At 40.7% G+C, this 26,675-nt stretch carries 21 protein-coding genes; 5 read left to right on the plus strand and 16 right to left on the minus strand.

Annotated elements, in window-relative coordinates; genetic code table 11:
• Both OCV43_RS13135 and OCV43_RS13140 read left to right on the plus strand, forming a co-directional pair.
• The coding region (locus tag OCV43_RS13135; protein ID WP_262624310.1) for a transcriptional regulator at positions 1–414 on the plus strand (414 nt) is incomplete at its 5' end.
• Between the two features lie 86 nt (positions 415–500).
• Entirely contained in the window at positions 501–1,796 is a 1,296-nt protein-coding gene (locus tag OCV43_RS13140) for a tyrosine-type recombinase/integrase (protein WP_262624311.1), read from the plus strand.
• A 277-nt stretch (positions 1,797–2,073) separates the two neighbouring features.
• Here the strand turns inward: OCV43_RS13140 and OCV43_RS13145 are convergent, their stop codons facing one another.
• From OCV43_RS13145 to OCV43_RS13195, 11 genes are all read right to left on the minus strand, one after another.
• Positions 2,074–2,427 carry a hypothetical protein gene (locus OCV43_RS13145; RefSeq protein ID WP_262624312.1) on the minus strand — a complete coding sequence of 118 codons (354 nt, stop codon included), beginning with the start codon at positions 2,425–2,427 and terminating at the stop codon, positions 2,074–2,076.
• Positions 2,428–2,690: 263 nt separating this feature from the next.
• Entirely contained in the window at positions 2,691–3,317 is a 627-nt protein-coding gene (locus OCV43_RS13150; protein ID WP_262624313.1) for a YczE/YyaS/YitT family protein, read from the minus strand.
• A gap of 64 nt (positions 3,318–3,381) precedes the next feature.
• On the minus strand, positions 3,382–3,903 hold the full coding sequence (locus OCV43_RS13155) for a hypothetical protein (protein WP_262624314.1): 522 nt from the start codon (positions 3,901–3,903) through the stop codon (positions 3,382–3,384).
• Between the two features lie 30 nt (positions 3,904–3,933).
• Entirely contained in the window at positions 3,934–4,797 is an 864-nt protein-coding gene (locus OCV43_RS13160) for an Rpn family recombination-promoting nuclease/putative transposase (RefSeq protein ID WP_227701543.1), read from the minus strand.
• 371 nt (positions 4,798–5,168) lie between these two features.
• Complete coding sequence (locus OCV43_RS13165) at positions 5,169–7,643, minus strand: glycogen/starch/alpha-glucan phosphorylase (protein WP_227701542.1); 2,475 nt, start codon at positions 7,641–7,643, stop codon at positions 5,169–5,171.
• A gap of 88 nt (positions 7,644–7,731) precedes the next feature.
• The gene (ileS, locus tag OCV43_RS13170) at positions 7,732–10,890 is read right to left on the minus strand and encodes an isoleucine--tRNA ligase (RefSeq protein ID WP_262624315.1); all 3,159 of its coding nucleotides are present in this window, start codon (positions 10,888–10,890) and stop codon (positions 7,732–7,734) included.
• A 622-nt stretch (positions 10,891–11,512) separates the two neighbouring features.
• Positions 11,513–12,538, minus strand: coding sequence for a branched-chain amino acid aminotransferase (locus OCV43_RS13175; protein WP_117841706.1), 1,026 nt, complete (start codon positions 12,536–12,538; stop codon positions 11,513–11,515).
• A 120-nt stretch (positions 12,539–12,658) separates the two neighbouring features.
• Complete coding sequence (locus OCV43_RS13180; protein ID WP_262624316.1) at positions 12,659–13,846, minus strand: ABC transporter permease; 1,188 nt, start codon at positions 13,844–13,846, stop codon at positions 12,659–12,661.
• Positions 13,843–14,619 carry an ABC transporter ATP-binding protein gene (locus tag OCV43_RS13185; RefSeq protein WP_227710526.1) on the minus strand — a complete coding sequence of 259 codons (777 nt, stop codon included), beginning with the start codon at positions 14,617–14,619 and terminating at the stop codon, positions 13,843–13,845. The genes OCV43_RS13180 and OCV43_RS13185 overlap by 4 nt, the downstream gene beginning before the upstream one ends.
• Positions 14,620–14,801: 182 nt before the next feature.
• The gene (locus tag OCV43_RS13190) at positions 14,802–15,350 is read right to left on the minus strand and encodes a DUF4190 domain-containing protein (RefSeq protein WP_262624317.1); all 549 of its coding nucleotides are present in this window, start codon (positions 15,348–15,350) and stop codon (positions 14,802–14,804) included.
• A 20-nt stretch (positions 15,351–15,370) separates the two neighbouring features.
• Entirely contained in the window at positions 15,371–15,964 is a 594-nt protein-coding gene (locus OCV43_RS13195) for a DUF4190 domain-containing protein (protein ID WP_227710528.1), read from the minus strand.
• 263 nt (positions 15,965–16,227) lie between these two features.
• Between OCV43_RS13195 and OCV43_RS13200 the strand changes: the two genes are divergently transcribed.
• On the plus strand, positions 16,228–17,676 hold the full coding sequence (locus OCV43_RS13200) for a nicotinate phosphoribosyltransferase (RefSeq protein WP_117947570.1): 1,449 nt from the start codon (positions 16,228–16,230) through the stop codon (positions 17,674–17,676).
• 255 nt (positions 17,677–17,931) lie between these two features.
• On the opposite strand, the gene OCV43_RS13205 is transcribed toward OCV43_RS13200, so the two are convergent.
• The 4 genes from OCV43_RS13205 to OCV43_RS13220 all read right to left on the minus strand — a co-directional run bounded on the left by OCV43_RS13205 (position 17,932) and on the right by OCV43_RS13220 (position 22,848).
• A complete protein-coding gene (locus OCV43_RS13205) occupies positions 17,932–18,948 on the minus strand; it encodes a glycosyltransferase family 2 protein (RefSeq protein WP_227710529.1) in 1,017 nt (338 codons plus the stop codon).
• 30 nt (positions 18,949–18,978) lie between these two features.
• Positions 18,979–20,124 (minus strand): UDP-galactopyranose mutase, encoded by a 1,146-nt coding sequence (gene glf / locus OCV43_RS13210; protein WP_262624318.1) that lies wholly within the window; start codon positions 20,122–20,124, stop codon positions 18,979–18,981.
• 346 nt (positions 20,125–20,470) lie between these two features.
• Positions 20,471–21,559 (minus strand): A/G-specific adenine glycosylase, encoded by a 1,089-nt coding sequence (mutY, locus tag OCV43_RS13215; RefSeq protein WP_022243430.1) that lies wholly within the window; start codon positions 21,557–21,559, stop codon positions 20,471–20,473.
• 119 nt (positions 21,560–21,678) lie between these two features.
• A complete protein-coding gene (locus OCV43_RS13220; RefSeq protein ID WP_262624319.1) occupies positions 21,679–22,848 on the minus strand; it encodes a pyridoxal phosphate-dependent aminotransferase in 1,170 nt (389 codons plus the stop codon).
• 690 nt (positions 22,849–23,538) lie between these two features.
• Between OCV43_RS13220 and OCV43_RS13225 the strand changes: the two genes are divergently transcribed.
• Positions 23,539–24,333 carry an enoyl-CoA hydratase-related protein gene (locus OCV43_RS13225; protein ID WP_022243431.1) on the plus strand — a complete coding sequence of 265 codons (795 nt, stop codon included), beginning with the start codon at positions 23,539–23,541 and terminating at the stop codon, positions 24,331–24,333.
• A gap of 81 nt (positions 24,334–24,414) precedes the next feature.
• On the plus strand, positions 24,415–25,233 hold the full coding sequence (gene proC, locus OCV43_RS13230; protein ID WP_022243432.1) for a pyrroline-5-carboxylate reductase: 819 nt from the start codon (positions 24,415–24,417) through the stop codon (positions 25,231–25,233).
• 124 nt (positions 25,234–25,357) lie between these two features.
• On the opposite strand, the gene OCV43_RS13235 is transcribed toward proC, so the two are convergent.
• Positions 25,358–26,479, minus strand: coding sequence for an IS1249 family transposase (locus OCV43_RS13235; RefSeq protein ID WP_117842393.1), 1,122 nt, complete (start codon positions 26,477–26,479; stop codon positions 25,358–25,360).
• Between the last annotated feature and the right edge of the window lie 196 nt (positions 26,480–26,675).

Here is a 26,675-nt window from a genome sequence, read left to right on the forward strand (position 1 = left end):
ACCGATGAATACGAAACCGATATTACGGATAAGAAAGAATTACAGATTCGTGATGCAATGGGCGATATTCTCAAACAGTTACCTCTCGACCTTAGTAAAAAGGAAGATGCTTTTTCCAAAGATTTACTGCTGTTGATGTTAAAGCAATATAACCTGTTTCTGGAATCATTCCAGTTTGCCTGCAAGAATTACAAGGGCAACACGAATGAAGCTGATATTGCAAAAGTAATGGGGTTTGAATCGAATGATGAATATAACGAGATTATGTTTCTCCGGGAGATCACCCACACTGTTAATGCCTTTAACGACATGGCAGATATCGTAAGGCTTTATTCCAAGAAACCGGAAATGGCAGAACAAAGGCTTGAAAATCTTTTATCAGAAGTTTTGTATGAGGATTCCGATTCGGTATAGAACGACAACCGGAGTTATGATATACTTACACGCAAGAAGCATTTCATCAGTTCCGATTGTCTGATATCGAAAGGAGACACACGATTATGGCAAAAGGATCTGTAAGAAAAAAAGGAAAGAAATGGTACTACCGCTTCTATGTAGAAGATTCAAGCGGCAATCTGGTTCAGAAAGAATACGCTGGAACAGAAAGTAAAAGTGAAACGGAAAAACTGCTCCGTCAGGCAATGGATGATTACGAAAGCAAGAAATTTGTCGCAAAGACAGATAATCTTACTGTAGGAGAACTTCTTGATATGTGGGCGGAAGAAGAACTGAAAGTCGGAACACTCAGCAATGGTACAGTGGAAAATTATCTTGGTGCAATCCGTTGTATCAAGAAACATCCGATTGCAGAACGCAAATTAAAAACCGTTACTGCTGAACATTTACAGGCATTTCTCGATCTGCTTACATTCGGTGGGGAATTTCCAGATGGAAAAGTGAGAAAAGGATACAGTAAAGATTACATCCATTCCTTTTCAGCAGTATTACAACAGGCTTTCCGGTTTGCAGTATTTCCAAAACAGTTGATTACTTTTAATCCTATGCAGTATATTAAGCTGAAAAAACAGGCAGAGGATGTGGATTTATTCTCAGATGATGAGGTAGAAGAAGGCATACAGCCTATTTCCCATGAAGATTATGAGAGACTGATAGAATACCTCAAAGTAAAGAATCCACCTGCAATCCTGCCAATCCAGATCGCATACTATGCGGGACTTCGTATCGGTGAAGTTTGCGGATTGACATGGCAGGACATCAATCTTGAAGAACAATGCCTGACCATTAAAAGAAGTATCCGCTATGATGGCACAAAACATAAAAACATCATCGGACCGACCAAGCGAAAGAAAGTAAGGATTGTTGATTTTGGCGATACTCTGACTGAAATACTGAAAACCGCCAGAAAAAAACAGCTTAAAAGCCGGATGCAGTATGGTGAACTTTACCACCGCAATTTCTACAAGGAAGCACAGGACAAAAACAGAGTGTATTATGAATATTATCATCTGGACGGAACCGAAGAAATCCCGGTAGATTACAAGGAAATCTCCTTTGTCTGCCTGAGACCGGACGGATGTCTGGAACTGCCAAGCACACTCAGCATTGCCTGCCGATCAGTTGCAAAAAGGCTGGACGGATTTGAGAATTTCCATTTCCACCAGTTGCGACACACCTACACAAGCAACCTCCTCTCAAACGGAGCTGCCCCAAAAGATGTGCAGGAACTGTTAGGGCACTCTGATGTCAGTACCACAATGAATGTCTACGCCCACTCTACAAGAAAGGCAAAGCGGAACTCCGCCAGACTTCTTGATAAAGTGGCAGGCAACGACTAAATAAAAAATTCCCTTATTTCCCTTGCTGATTCCGCATAAGGTCAAAAATAAGGGAAAATACATATCATTTCACTATTTAAGGGGCTGGAAAGCCCGTAAAATAAGGAAAGTTCAAGAAATCTCTCCACAAATTCCGATTGTTTTAATTCTTCTCAGTTCCACCTTCTTGCCCTTCAGACAAGAAGTATCCCTCGCTCAAAGAGCTCGGTCAATTCCCGGTTATCGGGGTAAAGCCCCTCAGGAACCTTCATTTTTTTGCAAATTATAAGTTGTTATTTCAATGCTTTTTTATCATTTTCTTTTTCATCATATTATGTTCAAACTCAACCCATGCGATTTCAGAAAATAGAACTATCATATAAATAACCACCTGAACCACAACGCCATCCAGCTTTTTAATAAAATATCCAAAAACAGCTTGTGTAATAAATAGCACACAACCCAAAATAATAAAATTTCTGCCATGTCTATGGTTCCATTCCGTAACATTTGTCAGTTCCTCTTTACGAAGAGGTTTCTCTCCCATATTTATTGATACTGGTTTTTCAGACCTATACTGCATAATTCCAAGTATGATAAAAATAAGTGAAACCAATAATGAAATTACCAAATAAATAATTGTAGCTGCCATGTCTATCCTCCCATAATCCAACTATTATTTGCACTTTTCAAGTGTCTCAGACAATACCTGAGCCTGTTCATATGTATCTACTTCTATTTGACAACTGCCTTCTTGATTCCATCGCCATTATCAACCATTGTTGCTTCTGCCCTCTCCGACTCTGTCTGTTTCTTATTCTTCGTATTCTCCATATGCCGGCAAAGGAGTTATTCTTGAATTATAAGATGCACAGTGGGACAGTCCTGTGTGTCTCCTTTGTTTTGATACCACTATTAGATATCAGAACGGTCGTTGCCACAAGCAACGCAAATTAACTTTTTCGTTTTTGCCGCAGTAAACTGGATGACCGGTCCGGAAATGAGGATTGTTACTATGGTGCATATGCCAAATTTTCCGCCCAGCATAACGCCTGTCACAACCATCACGACATCCAGTACCATTCGTACAATTTTTACCTGCCAGTTGTTCTTTTCCGCAAGAGAAAAAGTCAGTGCCTCATAAGAACCCCGCCCCAGGGAGGCTGCCGCATAAAAACCAGTTCCTATTGCAAAAAGCACAATTCCCAATAACATGATAAGTGCATTTACCCATATATGCATACTGTACACATGTGCATTTGCAAACAAATCTACACAAAAGCTATACACAATCTGGTAAAGTATCGTGCCGATATGTATCTGTGACCTGTCATAGAAAAACGCAAATACAATCATAACTATGGCTACTATCATGGACGCCGTACCGATACTTACATGAAATGTTTTCGAAATTCCCTGCCATAATACGGCAAGGGTTGCACCGCCAAATCCCGCATACAATGCCAGTGTAATGCCATATGCTGCAACGACTGAACCAACCACTATAATAATTAATTTTATCGTCCACTCTAATTTACTCATGTCATTCCGTTTTTCCATGCCGCATAATATATAACATTTTGAATTTCTCCTAAAATCATAGTTTTTAACTTATCTTTCTGTTTAATAAGCCCCACAAACTCAGGAAACCTATTGCAGCTCCCAGCAACACTCCGGCTACTTTCATTAATTCATTGTTCCTAAATTTTTTATCTGGAAGAATGCCCGCTTTATTATAAGAATATTTTATATGATCTGTAGTATATGCAGTTATGGTATCTCCCACCTCATATTCTGTATACACACTTTCCGGCACCTGCATCCGCTTATTATATTCATTCGTTTTGCCACCATGATAATAGAAGAAATAATTTTGAGATATGGCATTATCTGCCGAAGCATCTTCGCTCCTTTTATCCGTTATCACTACATCTTCTCTATCATAATCTTCTCCTAGTACCATCTCTTCCATTTGCCGGTCAAGTGCATTCGACGTCAAGAATACGTTTAACCAGACCATCACAAAAGCTATGCTTAAAGCAGTAAAGCAACTCCAGAACAGAACTTTCTTCTGCTTTCCGGTTAATCGTTCTTTTTGTTTCTGATGCTTCGCCAATTTGTTGCTCATGCTGTAATTCTCACATTCTTTCTAATCGTCTTACTTATCATACTTTTCCAGAAAATCCGTTGCCTTATCTTTATCTATATGCAGTTCCTCCTGCAGCAATAAAATAATTTCCTTCTCTGACTTTCCGAATCTGCGTCCAAGCTTTATAACTTCCTTCGTTTTTCCTACTATTTCGCCCTCTTCCAAGCCTTCTTTTCTGCCTTCCTCTTCGCCCTGTTTGCGAATTCTTTCTTCTCTCTCAAAGCTCTTCATATATGCAAGACCTACCTCTCCATCCCGTTTGACTGCAGTTACCATCCGGTGTAACTTTTTCAGGTTTTCGGTGGAAGCATTCTCTACAGATGAATGTTCCATGTAATGCAGTAGCTGTTTTAATTCCTCCGGCGGATTTCCTTCACTTCCTCTTGTATACAAAAATATGGTCTGCGCACCATCCTCATACGTTAATTCCGGCACTTCTACACAACGGTTCTTAATGGTATACATCATGCGGTTCAGTCCAAAGGGGTCATAAGTTGTAATGAAAATCACAACAACATTCCGAAGACTTCCATAGGTTTCGCCCGATGGCAAATTTCCCGCGTCAATTTTTGCATGATAGAAACGGACTCTTCTTGGCAATGCTGCCATCTCGTTCTTTCCGTCATTCTGGTCCGGTTCTATATCAAAGATTTCACCATTCTCTTCATCCAGATATACATCCAGCCGGATTCCGTGGGTTTCTGTATTCTCTCCGCAAAAGAAACGCTGCGGCACTACCGTAAGCTTTCCTATCTGTCGATGCAGAATGCATTCCAAAATATACCTCGCTGACTGTTCCCCATAAATTTTGTGACTGGTTAAGCTATTTACCAGAAAGTCATCCACCAGATTCAGTTCTTCTAAAGTTCTCATTTTTCCTCCTTTTCCCATAATGCAGTGAAAAGCAGGATTGCATATATCTCATATTTTCCTAAACTTCCGCCTCTTCAATGCACTATGCGTTTATTAATTGTAATTAGAATTTAAAAGCATAGAATTCATTGAATTGATACTAGAAATTTAGACTGGCTTTCGCCATTCGAAAATCAGAATATATGCTTTGTGTTGATTGTAACAAATAAGTTCTTTGAATACAAGTAAATTTTTCCCAGTAGCTTAAACCTCACAGAATCTGTCACCGGTGCTTCTTACGGATGCCTAACGTCTTAAAGCAGAAAGAGGCAACAACCCTGCCGGGCTGCTGCCTCTTTCTGTTTTTATGCTTATGCTTTTATTTCTTAATTTTATTCTGCTTTGTCATCTACTGTAACAGTGATTTTGTTCAGGTGCCAGATATCATCCACATATTCCTGAATCGTACGGTCAGATGAGAATTTGCCGGAAGCTGCAATATTTAAGATTGCTTTTCTAGCCCATTCTTTTTCATCTGCATATGCAGCATTAATCTTCTTCTGTGCTTCCACATAAGAACGGAAGTCTGCCAGAATAAAGTAAGTATCTGCGTACTGTGTGCACTGTGTATTCAGCAGTGAGTTGTAAAGGTCACGGAACAATTCCGGATCATTTGGTGAATAGAATCCGTTGATTAACTGCATCAGAACTTTACGGACATCCTGATCATTGTTGAAAATCTGCATTGGGTCATAATCGCGTTTCTGCTCATGAGCAATCACTTCGTCAGAGCTCATACCGAAGATAAACATGTTTTCTTTGCCGACTTCTTCTGCCATCTCAACGTTTGCACCATCCATGGTTCCGATAGTAAGCGCTCCATTCAGCATGAACTTCATATTACCGGTTCCGGAAGCTTCCTTACTTGCAGTAGAAATCTGCTCGCTGACATCTGCTGCTGCAAAAATAATCTCTGCATTGGATACCTTGTAGTCTTCGATAAATACAACCTTAATCTTTCCGTTGATAGACTTATCATTGTTGATGACATCTGCAACAGAGTTGATTAATTTGATGGTAAGTTTTGCATTGCGGTAGCCTGCTGCTGCTTTTGCTCCGAAAATGAAAGTTCTTGGAATGAATTCCATATCCGGATGCTCTTTTAATTCATTGTAAAGATACATTACATGAAGAATATTTAAGAGCTGGCGTTTGTACTCATGCAGACGTTTTACCTGTACATCAAAGATAGAACGAGGATTTACTTCAATTCCGTTGTGTTCTTCGATATAAGATGCAAGACGCAGCTTGTTCTGATATTTGATATTTAAGAATTCCTGCTGAACCTTTTCATCATCTGCATAGAACTCTAATCTCTTGATGCGGGAAAGGTCTGTAATCCAGTCTTTTCCAACATATTTGGTTACCCAGTCTGCAAGTAATGGATCACCATGCATTAAGAAACGACGCTGTGTAATACCATTGGTCTTATTATTAAATTTCTCCGGGAACATCTCGTAAAAATCTTTTAATTCCTGTTTCTTAAGGATTTCTGTATGAAGTGCCGCTACACCATTTACAGAATATCCTGCACAGATTGCCAGATGAGCCATTTTTACCTGACCATCATATATAATTGCCATCTTCTCAACCTTGTGGTTGTCTCCAGGATATTTCTGCTGGATTTCCAGTACAAAACGACGGTTGATTTCTTCTACAATCTGGTAAATTCTAGGAAGCAGTCTTGAGAAAATCTCGATTGGCCATTTCTCTAATGCTTCTGCCATGATGGTATGGTTGGTATATGCACAACATTTTGTTGTAATATTCCATGCATCATCCCACTCCAAGCCTTCTTCATCCAGTAAGATACGCATTAACTCTGCAACTGCTACGGTTGGATGGGTATCATTCATCTGGAATACTGCTTTTTCAGGAAGCATATGAATGTCTGGATGATTCTTCTTAAATCTTGCAATCGCACGCTGTAAGCTGGCAGATACAAAGAAGTACTGCTGTTTTAAACGAAGCTCTTTTCCTGCGATATGGTTATCATTCGGATAGAGAACTTCTACTAAGTTCTTTGCAAGGTTTTGCTGTTCGATTGCACGATGATAATCACCTTTATCAAAGGAATCCAGCTCGAAGCATTCCATTGGCTCTGCATCCCAGATCATCAATGTATTTACTACATTATTGTTATAACCTACGATTGGCATATCATAAGGAATTGCTTTTACGGACTGATAACCTTCCTGTACGAATCTGGTTCTTCCATCTGGCTGTGCCTCTGCACGTACATATCCACCAAATTTTACTTCGAAATTGTATTCCGGACGTTTTAATTCAAATGGATATCCATTCTGTAACCAGTTATCCGGCTCTTCTACCTGATAACCATTCTCTATTTTCTGACGGAACATTCCATAATGGTAACGGATTCCACAACCATATGCCGGATATCCCAGAGTTGCCAAAGATTCCATAAAGCAGGCAGCAAGTCTTCCCAGTCCACCATTTCCAAGTGCCGGGTCCGGCTCCTGATCCTCTATGGCATTTAAGTTGATTCCCATTTCCTCTAAAGCTTCTTTCACTTCATTGTACACAGTTAGGTTAATCAGGTTGTTGCCTAATGCACGGCCCATTAAGAACTCCATGGACATATAGTATACAATCTTTGGATCTGCTTTATCAAATTCCTGCTGGGTTGCAAGCCACTGGTCAATGATTACATCTTTTACAACGTAGGATACTGCCTGGAAAATTTCCTGCTCGCTTGCTTCATCCATTGTCTTACGATAGAGGTATTTTACGTTCTCAACCACCTCTTTTTTGAAGGTTTCCTTTTCAAACATTTTGCTTTTCATAATGTTCTCCTTTTGTTTCGATTCCGGTGTTTTTTGTGCAAAAAGGGAGCAAGCCCCTGTCGGCTCCACTCCCTTATCTTTATTCTGCTTATTTCTTTTCCACGCCAAGCACAACCGTTTCACCATTAATGTTCCATTCTTTCTGATATCCGCTCACCGTATCAGCCACAACACTCTCAGCCAGAACTTCTTTTGCAATTTCTTCCCCATATTTTGCGAAGATGTCTTTTACTTTCTGATCTGCCTTATAAGAAACAGTAATTTTATCCATTACTTCAAATCCTGCTTCCTTACGCATTGTCTGGATTTTGCTGATTAATTCTCTTACCATTCCTTCCTCTAAAAGTTCTGGAGTAAGGTTCGTATCAAGAACTACGGTCACTTCATTATCACCTTCTGTCATGTAACCTTCCTGCTGTGTCATGGTGATAAGTAAATCCTCTTCATATAATACAACTTCGTCGCTTATACTGTCAAGTTTCAGTGCACCTGTGCTCTTAAGCTCAGCCATTGCCTTGTTGCCGTCTAATTCTGCAAGTGCTTTCTGAATCTGACCTAAATATTTACCGAATTTCGGTCCAACGGTACGAAGCTGTGGTTTGAAGGTATAGCTAGTATATGCACTGACATCCTCTGTAAATGTCACTTTCTTTACATTCAGCTCATCTTCGATAATCTCTGTAAAGTATTCGGATAATTCAAATGGTGCTTTTACAAACATATTTCCAATCGGCTGACGGTTCTTGATGTTTGCAGTATTTCTGCAGGCACGGCCCATAACAACGATTTTCAATACTTCGTCCATATTTTTCTCTAATTCACTGTCTATCCAGCTCTCGTTTGCCACCGGATAGTCGCAAAGATGGATGCTTTCCGGCGCACTCTTGTCGATGCTGCATACCAGGTTCTGGTAAATTTCTTCTGTCATGAAAGGAATCATCGGCGCTGCTACCTTGCATACAGTTACCAGTGCAGTATAAAGAGTCATATATGCATTGATTTTATCCTGCTCCATGCCCTTTGCCCAGAAACGCTCACGACAACGTCTTACATACCAGTTACTCATCTCATCTACAAATTCATCCAGTGCTCTTGCAGCTTCCGGAATACGATAATTACCCAAATTATTATCTACAGTCTTAATCAGTGTATTGAGTTTGGAGAGAAGCCATTTATCCATAACGGAAAGTTTCTCATAATCCAGTGTATATTTGGTTGCATCAAATTCATCAATATTTGCATACAACACGAAGAATGCATAAGTATTCCAAAGTGTTCCAAGGAATTTACGCTGTCCTTCCTGTACTGCCTTTCCATGGAAACGGTTTGGCAGCCATGGTGCGGAGTTGATGTAGAAATACCAGCGGATTGCATCTGCTCCGTAAGTCTCTAATGCATCAAACGGGTCAACGGCATTTCCTTTGGACTTACTCATCTTCTGTCCATTTTCATCCTGTACATGTCCCAATACGATAACATTTTCATATGGTGCTTTATTAAATAATAAGGTAGACTCTGCCATCAGGGAATAGAACCATCCACGGGTCTGGTCTACTGCCTCGGAAATAAACTGTGCAGGGAACTGCTGTTTAAAGAGGTCTTCATTTTCAAATGGATAATGATGCTGTGCAAATGGCATTGCTCCTGAGTCAAACCAGCAGTCAATTACTTCCGGTACACGATGCATTTCGCCGCCACAATCCGGGCACTTGAAGGTTACTGCATCAATGTATGGACGATGTAATTCTACTTTGGCATCATCCGGGTTACCACTGCGCTCTGCTAATTCTGCACGGCTTCCGATACACTCCTGATGTCCACAGGAACACTCCCATACAGGAAGCGGAGTTCCCCAGTAACGGTTACGGGAAATACCCCAGTCCTGAATATTTTCAAGCCAGTCACCGAAACGTCCTTTTCCGATAGATTCCGGAATCCAGTTTACGGTATTGTTATTGCGGATCAAATCCTCTTTTACTGCGGTCATCTTAATGAACCAGGATTCTCTTGCATAGTAAATCAGAGGAGTATCACAACGCCAGCAGTGTGGATATTCATGTTCAAATTTTGGTGCATCAAAAAGTAGTCCTTTTTCTTCCAGGTCTTTTAATACCATTGGGTCTGCTTTCTTTACAAATACACCGGCATATGGAGTCTCTTTGGTAAGTTCTCCTTTTCCGTCTACCAGCTGGACAAATGGAAGTCCGTATCTACGTCCAACCTGGGCATCGTCTTCACCAAATGCAGGTGCGATGTGAACGATACCGGTACCATCTGTCATGGTTACATAAGTATCACAGGTTACATAGTAGCCTTTCTTATGCTGTTTCTCACAGATTTCCTTTGCGCAGTCAAATAATGGCTCATATTCCTTGTACTCTAATGACTTTCCTGGGAAAGTATCCAATACTTCATATGCTTTTACGCCATTTTCTTCATCCGCAAATTTGCCAAGTACCTTATCTAACAGTGCTTCTGCCATATAATAAGTATATCCGTCAGCAGCTTTTACTTTACAGTAAGTCTCGTCCGGATTTACACAAAGTGCAACGTTAGATGGTAGTGTCCATGGAGTTGTGGTCCATGCCAGGAAATATGCATCTTCTCCGATTACTTTGAATCTTACGATTGCAGAACGTTCTTTTACCGTCTTATATCCCTGTGCTACTTCCTGGGAAGAAAGCGGAGTTCCACATCTCGGGCAGTAAGGAACAATCTTGAAACCTTTGTATAACAGCTTCTTATCCCAGATTTTCTTAAGAGCCCACCACTCAGATTCAATGAAATTATCATCATAGGTTACATATGGGTTTTCCATATCAGCCCAGAATCCAACGGTTCCTGAAAAATCTTCCCACATTCCTTTGTATTTCCATACGGATTCTTTACATTTCTTGATGAATGGCTCCATACCATATTCTTCAATCTGCTCTTTTCCGTTTAAGCCTAAAAGCTTTTCTACTTCCAGCTCTACCGGAAGTCCATGGGTATCCCATCCGGCTTTACGTGGGACATATTTGCCCTTCATGGTCTGGTATCTTGGAATCATGTCCTTGATAACACGGGTTAATACGTGACCGATATGTGGCTTACCATTTGCAGTTGGCGGTCCATCATAGAAAGTATAGGTCTCGCCTTCTTTCCGGTTCTCCATACTTTTCTTAAAAATATCATTGTCTTTCCAGAATTTTACAGTCTGCTTTTCTCTGTCCACAAAATTCAGATTTGGGGAAACTTTTTCGTACATGTTAGTCCTCCTTAAAATTTCAGTTTCTCGCTACCTGCGTAAAAAGGAATGTGCCTTGGCACATTCTCGTGCCTGCGGCGGTCGCTTGCGACATCTACCTTATACGCCGCAGTGTGCATCCTTGCGGAGCGTTTTTTACTTTACAGGAAAGCAATTTCCTGTAAAGTAAAAAAGACGCCGTCCTGTAATAAGGACGTGCGCCTGCCGTTTCTAACCACCTTGTTACAACATACTTGAAGCTTACAGCTTCGCATATACGTTCCCGTAACGGGGGAAATCCGTCAGTTTCTACTAACGCATCTTTGCCTGTTCGAACTGCAACTTGGAAGTGATTTTCATTTTCCATTTACTCATGCCGGTTTCCACCTGCCCCGGCTCTCTTTGACTTTCCATGGAAAACTACTCTCTTCGTCATCGTCTTTTCATATTCTTAATAAGTATAGAACCTGTATTTTTAAATGTCAATTCCTATTTTCAAATTTTCTATATCTACAGATGCTGCCACCGGGAGCTTCTTACAGATTTCTGGCAGCTTCTTACAAATACTGAACAACACAAAACGAGGCGGCATCCTTCCGGATACCGCCTCTCGTTTATGTTGGAAACCCGCAATGCGTGTTTCTTACAGGATTCTCTTAATCCATCCTTCCGGAGCTTCAATACGTCCCATCTGGATTCCGGTCAGAGTATCATAAAGTTTCTTTGTTACAGGTCCCATTTCTTCCATTCCACTTGGAATTAAGATTTCTTTGCCGTGGTCAACAATCTTTCCGATTGGAGAAATAACTGCTGCTGTTCCGCAAAGTCCTGCCTCTGCGAAGTCTTTTACTTCATCGAAGTATACTTCTCTGTGTTCTACTTTCATTCCAAGATAATGTTCTGCAACATATACCAGTGAACGACGTGTAATGGATGGCAGTATAGAATCTGACTTCGGTGTAACCAGTTTATTATCCTTGGTAACGAAGATGAAGTTTGCTCCACCTGTCTCTTCTACCTTAGTTCTTGTCTTAGGGTCTAAGTACATATTCTCATCAAATCCGTCTGCATGTGCAGTTACGATTGCATGAAGACTCATTGCGTAATTCAGACCAGCTTTGATATTACCGGTTCCGCAAGGTGCTGCACGGTCATAGTCACTGACACGGATGGTAATTGGCTTTGCGCCACCCTTGAAATATGGTCCTACCGGTGTACAGAACATACGGAACTGATATTCATCCGCTGGTTTTACACCGATTACAGGATTTGTTCCCATCATGTATGGTCTGATGTAAAGTGTTGCACCGGAACCATATGGTGGAACATATGCTGCATTTGCTTCTACTACCTTCTGTACTGCATCTACAAAACGCTCTTCCGGGAATACCGGCATTTCCAGTCTGCGTGCTGAATCTGCAAGACGGCTTGCATTTAAGTCAGGTCGGAAAGTAACGATATGTCCATCCTCTGTTGTATATGCTTTCAATCCTTCAAATACGGTCTGTGCATACTGGAATACACCCGCGCATTCATTCAATACAATATCTGCATCATCGGTTAAAGCTCCCTCATCCCATGCTCCGTTTTTGAAATTTGATACATATCTCTTATCGGTCTTTACATAACCGAATCCAAGATTAGACCAGTCTAAGTCCTTCTTTTCCATAATAACATCCTCCATTCATTTGTCGCAAATAGATGTTATAACCTGGTGTTATAGCTTTCTATTGTTCTATGTTTTTTCATTATTTTAGTCCTATAAAAGCTATTTGTCTAGTATTTTTTTCTAGGAATACATAATTTTCTCACTGCCAAACATTTTCGCCAGTACCATTGATAAAATACCGGTATAAATAAGGTTGCTGACAAGACATGCCACAATATTGATTCCGCTGTAGGAGAAATCAAAAATTCCGGTCATGCCCTGCACACTGTTATAGAAAGGAATCAGATACCAGTAAAATTCCTTCGGTGCTCCGCTTCCAAGCATAGATGTAACGGAAATTACCATTACCACAACCATCAGCGGCATAATCATAGAACCGGCTTCCTTTACCGTCTTTGCAAATGCTGAAATTACAGCTAATGCTCCAACCAGTACCAATACTGTGGTAAGAATCACCAGCAATAAAAGGATATAATCGGTGACGCTGTATACGCTGGCATCCATTGCATTGGATTCTGTTCCCATTAATTTTGGAAGGGATAACATGGTACCCACAAAACTGGAAATTCCACTTAAAAGTCCGATAATACCAAGGCTGATGATTTTTCCCATGGCAAGCTGTCCACGTTTCATCGGTGTTACCAATAAGGTAGCAATAGTTCCTCTCTCCTTTTCCCCTGCTATGGATTCCGGTGCAATTGCCATACATCCTGAGAAAAGGAATATCATAAGCAGCATTGGAAGCATCATGGAGAAAATCTGTCCGGTGCTGTCTTCCTTGCTGGCAAGGTCATATTCTTCGTCACCGCTGTTGACATCGAACTTATTTGCCATAGAAGCTTCATATCCATCTAATACAGAAGCCATAATCTGATAACATGCCGTGGATTCGGTATCTGCGGAATTATAATATAAGGCTACCTGCGGAGCCGGTGTGGTAGCAGTCATGCTGTCATATGCCAGTACATCTGATTCAAAATTTTCCGGAAATACCATCAGCATTTCCGCATCTTTATCGGTTACCGCCTGCTTCATATCCTCTTCGCTGACACCATCCCGGTCTAAATATTCCACATTGATATCACTGCCTTTTATCATGGCTGAAACCGTGGATGGCATATTTTCTGCATAAATACGATAGGTATAATCCTCATCTGCTTCAAATCTGGAGGTCAGTCCGCTGCCCATGAAGCTGTACATGATATAAATCAGTAAGCCCGGCATCAAAATCGTAGTAAATACCATTCTCTTATCCCCGAAGAAACGGGCAAGTTCTTTCTTTATAATTGTCATAAGATTGTTTCTCATTCTGCTTCACCTACCGTTTCTTCATAGATTTCAAAGAATCTGTCTTCTAATGATTTGCCATTTTTCACTGCCTCTAATGTATCGCAGATAATCATTTCTCCCTTGATGATAATTCCGACTCTGTCACAGATTTTCTCAATCAGGCTGAAAATGTGGGTAGAAACGATAATGCTCTTTCCTTCTTTCTTAAGCTCTAACAGGAAATCCGTTACTACTTTGGCTGTCAGAACATCAAGTCCGTTGGTCGGTTCATCAAAGATAATGATTTCCGGGTCATGGACTAAGGAAATAACCAAAGAAACCTTCTGTTTCATACCGGTTGACATATCCTTTACTTTCACTTCTGCAAACTGTGTGATGCCGAAGCGGTCAAAAAGTCTCTTCTTTCTTTCATCCCTGACAGCCGGCTCTACTCCGTATAAATCCGAAAAGAAATTATATAAATAATTTGGTGTAAAAAAGCCCTCTAATTTCAGTTCACTGGTCAGAAAGCCGATCTTACTGCGGACTTCTTCCGGTGCATTAACAATACTGCTGCCATCTAAAACAGCATCTCCGGAATCCGGTTTAATCAGTGTTGCCAGCATACGAAGTGTGGTTGTCTTTCCGGCTCCGTTTGGTCCAAGCAGTCCAAACACCTCTCCCCGATAAGAAGTAAATGATAAATCATGCACTGCAATTCGCTTCTTTTCATTGGTTTTCTCAATCTTTTGTTGTTTCTGGGATAATGTAAAGGTCTTATTGAGACCCTTTACCTTCATAATCTCCTCCATAACTTCTCCTTTCAGTTATCGTCTTGATTGTACTATTGTATTATTACACTTGTGTATCTGTGCGTCAAGCACTATTTTTTCAACGGTTAGTGCTTTCCTTTTACTTTCCGGTATTTCCAGATAAAGGAAGCAAAAAGCACTGAACAGATTTGATTCTCCATTCAATGCTTCTTATGTTCTTCTTAAAAATTCTCAAAATTATGCTGCAGATAATCCTCTAAATCCTGATAGTCATCCGGTGCTTTCATTTCACCATCAAACTGATATTCATAACGTCTTAGGAATTCATCCGGCCCACTGGTTCTGCCTGCTGCATGAATAATCAAAAGCCAGTACGTTACAAATGCAAGTATACCAACTACAGCTGTTACAATACCTGCAACTGCCATTCCATGGTTCTGTTTTTGTTTCACCAGATGTATAATTCCAAAAACAATTGCCAGAATTGCAGTTATAATATTGATTCCGGTGCAAAATAATACCAGTGAAATCAGCCCCAACACCATGGATGCAACTGCGAAACCTTTTCCCGGCTCCTCTTTCCGGTTATCTGCCGGACGCTGATTGTAATTCGGCGGGTACGGATTCCCATACTGCGGATTCTGGTTCTGATTCGGCGGGTATGGATTCCCATACTGCGGATTCTGATTTTGATTCAACGGGTATGGATTCCCATACTGCGGATTCTGATTTTGATTCAACGGATATGGATTCCTGTTATCTGGATACATTCTGCTTCACCAATTCCTTTTTAATAATAGTAGCTATATTCCAAAGAACTTAATGATACTGCACCAACGATGCACAGGATAAGTACCAGCACCAGAAGTGCAATGGTAATAATACTGCAGACAATACCTGCTGTTGCCATTGGTGAATGCTCGTTTTTCTTATTATAAAGAATACCAAGGATTAATCCTACAATTGCACAAGGAAGTCCTACAATCCAGAAACAGATTGCCGGGATGGATATAATTCCCAGTACCATGGATGCAATTGCCATTCCTTTTCCGGATGAAGCCGGCTGGTTGTAACCATACTGTGTCTGGTCGAAGCTTCCATATGCCTGCTGCTGTGGCTGCTGATAAGTTCCATATCCCTGCTGGGACTGGTCATAACCATAGTTCTGCTGTGCATACTGCTGATTCTGGTTATAAGCCTGCTGGTCATAATTCTGCTGTGGCTGTTCATATGCCTGCTGTGGCTGTTCATATGCCTGCTGTGGCTGGCTATATGTCTGCTGTGGCTGACTATATGTCTGCTGTGGCTGGCTATACGTCTGCTGTGGCTGGCTATATGTCTGCTCATTCGTTCCATTTTCAGTGTTGAAATTTTCTTCACTCATTATAATACATCCTCCATTAGTATAAAATATTTTCTCCCATTTATTGTAGCAAATGCCTACCTCCATTACAAGAAAAATAAGTGAAATCATAAAATTTTTATAAACTTTTTCTCATATATTTTATCATAAACTTTGCAAATCCGGAAAAAATGGTTATAATGAAGCATATTTATACTCATTACTTGCTTTTTTGTAAGTAAAAGTCTATAATTCATCTGACAAGACACCTGTATTTACAGATGTAAAAGAAAGGAATATCACATATGAGTACATTAAATTTGACATTGTTGACTGATCTTTATGAGATGACAATGATGCAGGGATACTTTAAAACCGGCAACCGTGATGTGGCTGTTTTTGACGCTTTTTACCGCACCAATCCATGTGATGGCGGTTATGCAGTCTGCGCGGGATTAGACCAGATGATTGACTATATCAAGAATCTTCATTTTGACGAAGAGGATATTTCCTATTTAAGAAGTTTATCCATCTTTGATGAAGACTTTTTAACTTATTTAAGTAACTTTAAATTCTCCGGTGATATCTATGCAATTCCGGAAGGAACTCTGATTTTTCCAAGAGAGCCTCTTGTAAAAGTGGTTGCTCCGATTATGGAAGCCCAGTTAATCGAAACTGCAGTCTTAAATATCATCAACCACCAGAGCCTGATTGCCACCAAGGCTGCCCGCGTATGCTACGCTGCCCAGGGTGATGGCGTCATGGAATTTGGTTTAAGACGCGCCCAGGGTCCTGATTCCGGAACCTACGGCGCCAGAGCTGCTGTTATCGGCGGCTGTAAAGGTACTTCCAACGTCCTTGCCGGTCAGATGTTTGACGTCCCGGTACTTGGGACCCACGCCCATAGCTGGATTATGAGTTTTCCGGATGAATATACCGCCTTTAAGAAATATGCAAAGCTTTATCCATCTGCCTGCATCCTTCTTGTCGATACCTATGATACTTTAAAATCCGGTATGCCAAATGCCATCAAGGTATTTAAAGAAATGAGAGATGCCGGCATTCCGCTTACCTACTACGGAATCCGTATGGACAGTGGCGACCTTGCTTATCTTTCCAAGAAAGTCCGCAAAATGTTAGATGATGCCGGATTCCCGGACGCAGTTATCTCCGCTTCCAATGATTTGGATGAGTATCTGATTGAAAGCTTAAAGATTCAGGGGGCTACCATTACTTCCTGGGGTGTTGGAACCAACTTAATTACTTCCAAAGACAATCCTGCTTTCGGTGGTGTATACAAGCTGGCTGCTATCCAGAATGAAGCTGGTGAATTCATTCCAAAGATTAAGCTTTCCGAAAATGTGGAAAAAGTTACAAATCCTGGCAATAAAAATGTTTATCGTATTTATGATAAAGAAACCGGTAAGATTAAGGCTGACCTTATCTGTCTGGTGGGCGAAGTCTTTGATGAATCCAAGGACATGAAGCTCTTTGACCCGAACGCCCCATGGAAGAAAACAACTCTTCCTGGTGGAAGCTATACACTGCGTGAACTTCTTGTTCCGGTTTTCCAGAAGGGCGAATGTGTTTACGAATCTCCAAGTGTTATGGATATTCAGCGTTACTGCACCAGAGAAAAAGATACCATCTGGGATGAGACAAAACGTTTCGTAAATCCACAGGAAATCTACGTTGATTTATCCGACAAATTATATGAAATGAAAACTGCTCTCTTAAATAAAGAACATATGTAACTCGCAACTACGAGAAACACGCTTTGCGAGTTTCTCGAGTTATCGCGGTGCTCGCCAAATCTGAGTAGAAAAGAAGTTCGCTCAAGCAAGCTTGGCTCCTTCTTTTCTACTCAGATTTTTCTCGCTACTCGCGTAAAAAAAGAAACCTCCTTTACCGTTTTCCCGGCATAAGGTGGTTTCTTTATATAAGTAATAATGCCCTCTGTTGTTTTTCTTTTCTACAGCATACACTCGTTTATTCACATTTTTTTCAGCTTAGTTGAATCCCACAATCTTCTGGGTCAGCTTATAAGCTGCAACAGAAATCTTTCTTCCACCCTTACCCGGGAGATTCATGGACTGTCCTAAAATTCCCCTTCTTAAATGATGGAAAAGACGAAGGTCATAACCTTTGATATAAGACCAAAGTTCCCGTTTCTTCATGAGATTTTCTTCTGTCTCGGAACGCAGGCAAAGTACTGTTGATACTACAGTAATAATTTCAAGGTAATTAAACATATATTTTCTTAATTTGGGGTTTGCAATTTTCCACAAATTCACTTCTTCTATCATCAGTTTATTTACCTTAATCTGCTGATCAATTCTTCCAATCATAACCTTTTCATTGACAGACTGGTCTTCCCTTCCGATAAAATAACGATAGAAATCCACATTCATATAATACATGGTCTTTACATATGGCAACGGATTGTATACAAAAAGATTATCCACATAGAAGGTGTGTCTTGGCAGTTCAAGTCCGCAATCCTTTAATAACTGGGTACGGTAAATAACAGAATGCATCAGAATATAATGCCCCTTGCTGATATGCCTTACATCAGACCATGTAAAGACTTCATTTTCCGGGAACATTCTGGTATATTTCATTACTTTTTTATGGTCTGCGCCCTGCTTCTCATATACGAAATTGCTGATAAACATATCAAGAGTAGTACTTCCGCCCACAAGTTCCCGTAATTTAGCAAGAATCTTGTGATAGCTCTCTTCATCTACCCAGTCATCACTGTCTACCACTTTAAAATACAGTCCGGTTGCATTGGCAATACCGGTATTTACAGCTGCACCGTGTCCACCATTTTCCTGATGGATTGCCTTAATAATAGTAGGATATTTCTTCTGATAACGGTCAGCAATCTCTGCTGTTGCATCCTTTGAGCCGTCATCTACGATTAAAATCTCCACATCCTCTCCACCTGTTAGCAGTGTTTCAATACAATGTTCCATATAATCCTGTGAATTGTAACATGGAATGGTTACTGATAATAATTTCATTCTTTTTCTCCAATCGTTTTTCGAAACATTTTATTTTAAAAGTTCTTTGGTAAGTTCTAATGCTTTCTCTGTCATGGCATCAATATTATAATATTTGTATTCTGCCAGTCTTCCCAAAAGATGCATGTTCGGATATTTTCCGGTCAGTGCTTTATATTTTTCATATAATGACTGATTTTCTTCATTTAAAATGGCATAATAAGGAATCTCTCCTTCTGCTCCACTGTATGCAAATGGATATTCCTTTACAATCGTGGTTCCATCTGCCTGCTGCCCGGTCAGATACTTAAACTCCGTAATTCTGGTATAATCCTCGCTTACCGTATAATTTACAACACTGTGTCCCTGATAATCCGGTTTGTCATAATATTCAAAATCAAAGCGGAGTGAACGATATGGCAGTCTTCCATAACAGCATGCAAACAACTCATCCAGTGCTCCGGTATAAATGACATTTCCTTCGAATTTCTTTCCATCAAAATAAATGCCGTCCTCTGTAAATTTCAGTACCTCTCCGGCATCTACACCAGTTCTCACCTCAATGTCCGGATGGTCTAACATCTTTTCGAACATTGCAGTATAACCGTCCTTTGGCATACCCTGATATTTATCCTGGAAATATCTGTTATCATAAGAAATCAGCACCGGCACACGTCCTGTTACCTCCGGGCTTATCTCCTCTGGTTTCTGTCCCCACTGCTTCATCGTATAATAAAGGAAAACATTTTCGTATACATAATCCGCAATCTTCCGGATATCTGCATCTTCATTTTCCCGTAATTTCATAATTGGAACCCGGCTTTCCTCTCCGTATGCGGCAATCAGCTTCTGCTCTAACCGGTCTGCCTGCTCTTTCCCATAAACCATATGTAAAGTATTCAGGTTAAATGGTACCGGAATCAGTGTCCCATGCACATTTGCTACTACCTCATGGCCAAAGAAATACCAGTCTGTAAATCTTGACAGATACTGATATACTTCTTCCTTATTTGTATGAAAAATATGTGGACCATATTCATGTATTACAATTCCATGGTCATCCGGTCTGTCATAACAGTTTCCTGCAATATGATTTCTCCGTTCCAATAAAAGAACCTTCTGCTTTCCTTCTTCTGCCAGCTTTCTTGCTGCCACACTGCCGGCGATTCCGGCTCCGATTACAATGCTGTCGTACATTTCTGTTCTCCTTCCCCCTTGGTAATCCTCATTCAATTATACACATTTGTCATTTGTTTTCCAATTCATTTTTTCTTAGGATTTCTTTAAGGCACTTCGTTTACAATTTATTCATATTTTATTTACAGCCTTCTAACAATCCGGGCACATTGTTTTCACATTCTGCTTTTATACTATAACTAAGCTGAGAAAGAAAAAAGCGATAATTTTATTTTTTCATAGACCTTGCATCTGATGCAAGGTTCCTCCCAAAAAATAGTGTTTTTAACACTTACCATAAAAAATCTTTTTCATATGAAAGGCCGGTGATAATCACCGGCTCCCTCTTTTTTCTATGGCTTTTCTGCTATTCTTCCTTATATCTGTCATTTCCAAGACGAATGTTCATATATCCTGTGTATCTGGAAAATGCTGCCGGAATCGGATACTGTTCTTCCGTTTCTTTCACATCCACAAAGAGCATATTCTGATACTCCTGCTCTGTCTCATCAATCTGCACTGCATATCCTGTCATATGCCATTCAATATGGGAAAAAATATGCCTGCTGTCTTCTAATTTTTTCAAACGAATCGGTGACAACCCCATTTTCTTAAGATAGGTAATAACTTCCTCTTCCTTAAGATGCCCTTCCACATTTGGAAATTCATAGAGTCCAGCTAAAAGTCCCTTGTTGGCCCGTTTATGCAAAAGGACCTTATCCTCTGCCTTTATAACAAGAACTGTTCTGTCCTCTATCCTTCTTGCCTTCGCCTTGCTCTTTACCGGAAGTTCTCTCCAGCGTCCGCTCTTTTGTGCCCGGCAGACTTCTTTCCAAGGACATGCTTCACATAAAGGTGCCCCATTCGGCAGACATACCGTTGCACCAAGCTCCATCAGTGCCTGGTTAAAAGCTCCCGCCCTGTTTTCCGGCATAATTTCCAATAAGTCCTTCTCCATTGCCGTCCGCACAGATGCTTTCATGATATCCGCATCATCCTCTGTTACCCGGGATATGACACGGAGCACATTTCCATCCACCGCCGGTACCGGAATGCCAAATGCGATAGATGCGATGGCTCCTGCCGTATAATGACCAATTCCTTTCAACTTTGTCAATGCCTCATAATCTGCCGGAAGCTCTCCATGATAATTCTCCATGACCGTCTGTGCTGCAATCTGCATATTTCTCACCCGGTTGTAGTATCCAAGTCCTTCCCAGAGTTTCAAAAGCTTCTCCTCCGGGCAGTCTGAAAGCGCTGCCACATCCGGCAGCTCCTTTAAAAACCGGTCAAAATATGGTTTTACCGCTTCCACTCTGGTCTGCTGCAGCATAATTTCAGACACCCACACCCGATATGGGGTCGGCTCATTGCGCCAGGGTAACACTCTGGCATGGTCTTTAAACCAATTTAATAATGGTTCTATCAGGGTTGTCAGGTCAAATGGTTCTCTCATGGTTCCTCTTTCTAATTCTATTTCGTGGTTATTGCTAATATTCCGGCAGTCCGGGTATCTTATCAACAATACCATCTACTCACGTAAATCAAATGCATCACATAATAATTTTCCAATTATTAGAACTGCGCTACGAATTCAGCAATTTTCTCCAGACAGGCACGAATGACCTCCTGCGAATATGCATAGGAGCATCGTACAAAGCCTTCTCCGCATGTACCGAAGGCATTTCCCGGGATAACGGCTACCTTCTGTTCCTGCAACAGGCGGTTACAGAATTTTTCACTGGTAAGTCCTGTTTTTCGAATGTCCGGAAATACATAGAATGCGCCTTCCGGTTCTGCTACGGATAATCCCATCTTACGGAATCCCTCTACCATCAGTGTTCTTCTGGCATCATACTCTTCCCGCATGACTGCAATCTCTTCATCTCTCACCGGACTGGTCAATGCTTCCAATGCCGCATACTGGCTGGTGGTTCCTGCTGACATAGTTGTAAACTGATGTATTTTATTCATATGGAAAATAACATCCTTTGGTCCTGCTGCAATTCCCATACGCCATCCGGTCATGGCAAATGCTTTGGAAAATCCGTTTAATACAACACAGCGCTCATACATGCCCGGAAGGGATGCGATGGAAACATGTTTCTTTCCATAGGTTAATTCTGCATAGATTTCATCGGTAATCACGAACAAATCATGTTCCTTTACCACTTCTGCGATTGCCTCTAAATCTTCCTTTTCCATAATGGCTCCAGTCGGATTGTTCGGATAGGAAATCAGTAAGACTTTGGATTTCTCCGTTATCTTTTCCTCTAACTGTTCTCTGGTCAGACGGAATTTATTCTCCGCTCTTAATTTTAATGATACCGGAACACCGCCACATAATTCAATACATGGAATATAGGAAACGTAGGAAGGTTCTGCCACTAAGACTTCCTCCCCCGGATTCACCAGTGTCCGAAGAGCTAAATCAATTCCTTCGCTGGCTCCCATAGTAATCAGTATTTCGTCCTGTTTATCATAATGCAAATCAAATTTTGTCAGATAATCCGCTGCCGCTGCACGCAGCTCTACCGTTCCGCGGTTATCGGTGTATTTGGTATCCCCCTTTTTTATAGAAGCAATCGCTGCCTCTCTTACATGCTCCGGTGTCGGGAAATCCGGTTCGCCTACACCCAGTGAAAGTGCGCCTTCCATGGTATTTGCCACATCAAAGAAATCCTTGATTCCGGAATCCGGCATATCCTGTACGATTTTTGATAAGTATGATTTTGTATCTTTCATTTTCATTGACCTCTCTTTGTACAAGTCCTGTCATGTAATTACGCAATTATTTTTTAGAAGCAGTGGTTTTCGAATTTTAAGCAGCTTTTCTATAAGATTTTTTGTTGAAAGCAGAATGTATACAATTCTTAAAAGTGCTTTTTTCTTATTGTTGTCTGTTTTGCCGCCTGCTTTGACCGGATGCCTTCTAGGGTCCGTCTGTTACGGATATCTAAGGCACCTTTAAGCAGCTCTAGGCATTTCTGCTTATAAAGCTGTTTTTCCGGCAACCGGCGCATAGTCACATCCGTGCTCCAATGCGCCTTCCTGGCACATCCATGTGCCAGGATTGCCAGTTGACAAAAGAAATGCCAAGAGCTGCTAGCAAGGCACCTAAATGATATCCGTATTCAGGCGAACCCTAGAAGGCATACTGTCAAACATTGGAAAAACAGGCATTATCCCAAGAGAAAAAGCACTTTTGTAGAATTTTGGCATTCTGGTTTCTAAAAAGGCTATAGAAAAGCTGCTTAAAATTCCCAAAATCCGCTTCCTCACAAAAACCATTGCGTAATCACATGACAAGTCTTTTCCTATTGTAGCACAATCCCTGTAAAATACCAGTTTTTATTGACAAATCCTCCCAAAAGTTATACCATTATAAGTATTGAAACATTGTTAATAATTTATCAATCAGGAGGGTCCTATTTCATGAACAACTTAACTTTAACAGTTGAAAACGAAATTGCAGTTCTTACTATTACTAGACCTGCAGCATTAAACGCATTGAATTCCGAAACATTGGATGAACTGAACACTGTTCTTACCGAAATCGAAGGAAGAGACGATATCAAAGTCGTTATCTTAACCGGTGGTGCTGATAAGAAAGGTAACGAATTCAAATCTTTCGTTGCTGGTGCTGACATCGCTGAGATGGTTAACTTCTCTGCTGCTGAAGCAAGAGCATTCGGTATGAAAGCTTCTGTTCCATTCTTTAAATTAATGAATATGAGACAGGTAACTATCGCTGCTGTTAATGGATTCGCTTTAGGTGGCGGATGCGAAATTTCTATGGCATGTGATATCCGTATTGCTTCTGACAACGCAGTATTCGGACAGCCTGAGTGTGGTCTTGGAATCATCCCAGGATTCGGTGGTACACAGAGACTTGCCCGTCTTGTTGGCATGGGACGTGCAAAAGAAATGATCTTCACCTGCGATAACATCGATGCAAACGAAGCATACCGCATCGGACTTGTAAACAAAGTTGTTGCAAAAGAAGAATTAATGCCAACCGCAAAAGCTATGGCAGAGAAAATTATCTCTAAAGGAAGCTATGCAGTATCTATCGCAAAAGCTGCTATCAACAACGGATATGATATGGATATCAAGAATGCTGTTGAAATGGAAGCTAACCTGTTTGGCGTAACCTGCTCTACCCATGATAAAAAAGAAGGCATGAGTGCTTTCTTAGAGAGAAGAGCTGCTGACTTAACAGATTTCTAATTGAACCTATACTTAGACAATATCAAAGGGGATATTCCAGTATCATCTGGGATATCCCCTTTCATAAAAGGAGAATGCATCATGTTAGATAAAAAAATTGGTTTTATCGGAAGCGGTAATATGGGTCGTGCCATGATTGGCGGAATTATCTCTTCCGGTCTGGTTCCTGCCAGCCACCTGATTGCCAGTGCGAAAACCCAGGTCACACTGGATACACTTTCTGAGCAGTATGGTATCCGCACCACCTTAGACAATGAGACTGTTGCTGTAGAATCCGATATCATTTTTCTTGCTGTAAAACCATATCTTTATGAAACAGTCATCAAAGAAATCAAAGACAGTGTTACCGATGACAAAATCATAGTTGCCATTGCTGCCGGACAGACCATTTCACGGATTGAATCTTTATTCAGTAAAGATATTAAACTGGTTCGTACCATGCCAAATACACCGGCTATGGTTCAGGAAGCCATGTCTGCCATTACCCCAAATGAGCATATCACAGAAGAAGAAACCAAAATGGTTGTCTCTCTCTTTGAAAGCTTTGGTAAAGCAGAAATTGTACCGGAAAGTCTTATGGATGCCGTAGTCGGAGTCAGTGGTTCCTCACCGGCTTATGTCTATATGTTTATTGAAGCAATGGCTGACGCAGCTGTTAATGACGGTATGCCGCGTGCCCAGGCTTATAAATTTGCTGCCCAGTCCGTTCTTGGTGCAGCTAAAATGGTATTAGAGACCGGTAAACATCCGGGCGAATTAAAGGATGCAGTCTGCTCCCCGGCCGGAACTACCATTGCTGCTGTGGCTAAATTAGAGGAAGGCTCCTTCCGCAGCACCGTAATTGCTGCCCAGAATGCCTGCTCTGAAAAATCCCGTGCCATGAGCAAACTCTCCGATTGATATTAAAGACATATAAGAAACCCCGGAAGAACTAATTTACATACAATCGTTCTTCTGGGGTCTTTTCTATCTTTACTGTTTATTTTACCTGCTTTTAGGGTTATAGGACAAAACGTGTTGATGGCTAATCCCATTCTGTAAAAGATTTATCCATCTTATGGAGGTCACTCCACACAATGGCATCACCCCAAAGTGAAAGACTCTTTTCCAACCGGGATTTATCATTCATCCTTTGATATATTGCTGCAATACTTCTATCTGTAGGCATAGTTTTTATTATTTCAGACAATGAAAGCGGTTCTGGAGAGTGCATATAACACCACCAGTAAACCGCTTTTATTCGTCTTTCTATAGAAAGTCCTCTATGATTTCTCAACATTTCTCTGAGTCTTGAGTTGATTCCGCCTTCAATTCTGTTATTCGTAGATGGTGCAATGAAATCATTTATAAATTCCTTATCCAAGTATGTAAACAGTGTGTTTTCTTTGATAAGTTTAAGAAGGGATCTCTCTGCTTTAAGCAGTCTCTCATGAGTTGGTCTTTTATTACCATGCTCATCTACCGTCATTTCACTAAGAAATTTCTGATACTTCTTTATCCACTCAGTGAAACGAGTTACCCATGTTTCTGCCTCTTGTTTCTCTTTTATTTTAAGTAAATCTTTAGCCAGACAATAAAGCTCTACTCCAGCTAATGTATTAGGTTTGGACGTTGTATAACGTTTTATCTGGCAGAATACATGAAATATACATCTTTGATGTTTGGCTATTGGCCATACTTTTTTCAGTGCTTTTGCAAATCCTGTTCCACCATCTGATACAACCATTCTTGGCTCAGCTATACGCTTCATTAAAGCAATCCAGGCACCTGCATGTTCATATCGGCATAAATACCATCCAAGTACATTTTTCTCATCGCAGCAGATTAGCACACAGGCCTTTCGGCCAAGATAAATTCCATCAAGAAAAAGAACATCTTTGGTTTCTTCTATTTTCGGTGGCATCGGCCATATATCCCAAAATCTTGCTGTCTTTCTTCTAAATGTTCTTCCTTCTCCTGGCATTATTGATTGAGTTTCTTTTCCAAACAACCAATCTAAGAAGATTTGTAACTCCTTTGAATCATTATCTATTTTATGTGTTAACGAAGTTTTGCATTTCTTGCATAGCCAGCGTTGTGTTCCCGCTTTTGTTTTTCCTGCTTTAACACATTTGTTTCCACAAATAGGACAATTTATCTGATTCATTTAATCTTCCTCCATGGTTTTCTATTTCAAGAAAGATTAAACTCTGTTTTGCCCTTTATTTTCAAGGGTTAGAGCATTTTTTATCAACACGTTTTGTCCACCCTCAAAGTTCTTTGAAAAAAGATTAAACCGCCTTCAGCCCTTTATTTTCAAGGCTTGAAAGCGGTTTTCATCAACACATTTTGTCCTATAACTC

The organism is Roseburia amylophila (genome assembly GCF_025567465.1).
In the GTDB taxonomy this organism is placed as follows: Bacteria; Bacillota; Clostridia; order Lachnospirales; family Lachnospiraceae; genus Roseburia_C; species Roseburia_C amylophila.